Here is a 1,804-nt window from a genome sequence, read left to right as displayed (position 1 = left end):
TTTTTATCGTGTGCCTGGCGGCGCACGTTTCTAATGGGTGAAAGTCCCTAATCCGCCCTAGTAGTGGGAAGGATACAGCCAAGACCAAGGGTGTCCATCGTGAGGTGGAATCTGAAGGAAGGTGGAGGCAAATCTCTGGTCTGACGAACAGAAATCACATCAGGCTATGGTTGAGGATAAGATTGCGATACAAATCGAAGTCCAATATCTACTCGGAATCAACTATAGTAAATGTGGCAGATAGATGGAGTGAAAGAAACGTGTGGTACCCAGGGAGGTCTCGTCAGCGAGTGGAAACAGAGTATGAAATTCGTGAGTAACAACGAATGGCGAGAAGTCAGCAGAAGCCATATTAACCCGATGGTTGCAAACATCGGCGAAGGGCTGAACTTTAGGAGATACAAGCAATGAATGTAACTGAAAGTAGATTTAAGAACAGACAACTTCATATTGAGGACTATCTGCAAATGGTATCTGCGGAACAGAAAGAGTATGCAGAAGTGTTCGGCTACGGTAAGATTACTGAAAAGAGCGGTATCATCACAGACTATTGGACGAACAATCTTTTGGAATTGATTTTACGCAAAGAGAACCTTAACAAGGCCTATAAGAGAGTGGAATCCAATAAGGGAAAAGGTGGAATTGATGGTATGCAGGTGGATGGACTTCTGCCCTTCCTTAGAGGAAACCAAGAAACCCTAATTCAGGAGATAAGGGAAGGCAGATACAAACCAAACCCGGTTCAAAGGGTAGAAATACCCAAAGAAACAAAAGGCGAGTTTCGTAAGCTTGGAGTTCCAACAGTGGTGGACAGAGTGATACAACAAGCAATCACACAGGAACTTACACCAATCTTCGAGGAGCAGTTTTCGGAAAACAGTTTTGGATTTCGTCCCAAAAGGGGGGGCACACAGTGCCCTCAAACAATGCCAAAAGAATGTAAATGATGGCTATGTATACGTAGTGGATATGGACTTGGAAAAGCTTTTTGACACAGTATGCCAGAGTAATGGGAATGTTTGAAAAATCGGAAATAGGTATGCCACAAGGTGGACCATTAAGTCCATTGCTCAGTAACGTTATGCTGAATGAGCTGGACAGGGAGCTTGAGCACAGAGGGCATAGATTTGTCCGTTATGCGGATGATTGCATGGTTTTCTGTAAGAGCAAAAAGAGCGCCGAAAGAACCTTTGTAAACATCCTTCCTTACATTGAAGGAAAACTGTTCCTAAAAGTAAATAGGAAGAAAACAAAAGTGGCACACATCAGCAAGGTCAAGTATCTTGGATATAGTTTCTATAGATATAAAGGCAAGTGTAGATTCAGAGTACATCCTAAATCAGTAATCAAGCGGAAGGATAGGCTCAGAGTGCTAACGGACAGAAATAACGGGATGAGTAATGCGGTCAGAGAAGATAAATACCAACAGTATGTGCGGGGATGGGTGGAATACTTCAAACTAGCAGATATGAAGGGTCTTCTCAAAAGTACAGATGAATGGGCAAGGCGAAGAATCAGAGCAGTCTACTGGAAACAATGGAAGAAAATCAAAACGAGATACCGAATGTTAAAAGCGCTCGGCATAGAACATTGGAAAGCCAAGGAACTAGCTTGTAGCAGAAAAGGATATTGGAGAATGGCACAGGTGCTAAACCAAATCTTTTCAAACAAAATAATAGCCAAGCTGGGATACATATCCTTACTTGGCTATTATCTAACAGTTTGTGAAAATTAAAGAACCGCCGTATACGGAACCGTACGTACGGTGGTGTGGGAGGACGGTAAATAAAATAATTATTTACCT

At 42.5% G+C, this 1,804-nt stretch carries 2 protein-coding genes; both read left to right on the top strand.

All coding sequences use genetic code 11. The features are described 5' to 3' along the window. Window positions 1-407 precede the first annotated feature (407 nt). On the top strand, window positions 408-947 hold the full coding sequence (locus HMPREF0980_RS19850; RefSeq protein WP_330375953.1) for a reverse transcriptase domain-containing protein: 540 nt from the start codon (window positions 408-410) through the stop codon (window positions 945-947). Window positions 948-1,015: 68 nt separating this feature from the next. Further along, complete coding sequence (locus HMPREF0980_RS19845; RefSeq protein ID WP_330375952.1) at window positions 1,016-1,735, top strand: reverse transcriptase domain-containing protein; 720 nt, start codon at window positions 1,016-1,018, stop codon at window positions 1,733-1,735. Window positions 1,736-1,804 lie beyond the last annotated feature (69 nt).

Source organism: Dorea sp. D27 (genome assembly GCF_001185345.1).
Taxonomy (GTDB): domain Bacteria; phylum Bacillota; class Clostridia; order Lachnospirales; family Lachnospiraceae; genus Extibacter.
This window is presented reverse-complemented; position numbering and strand designations above follow the sequence as displayed.

Excerpts from the sequence above, each read along its gene's own strand:
- HMPREF0980_RS19850 (WP_330375953.1), top strand. The coding sequence starts at position 408 with ATGAATGTAACTGAAAGTAGATTTAAGAACAGACAACTTCATATTGAG.
- HMPREF0980_RS19845 (WP_330375952.1), top strand. The coding sequence starts at position 1,016 with ATGTTTGAAAAATCGGAAATAGGTATGCCACAAGGTGGACCATTAAGT.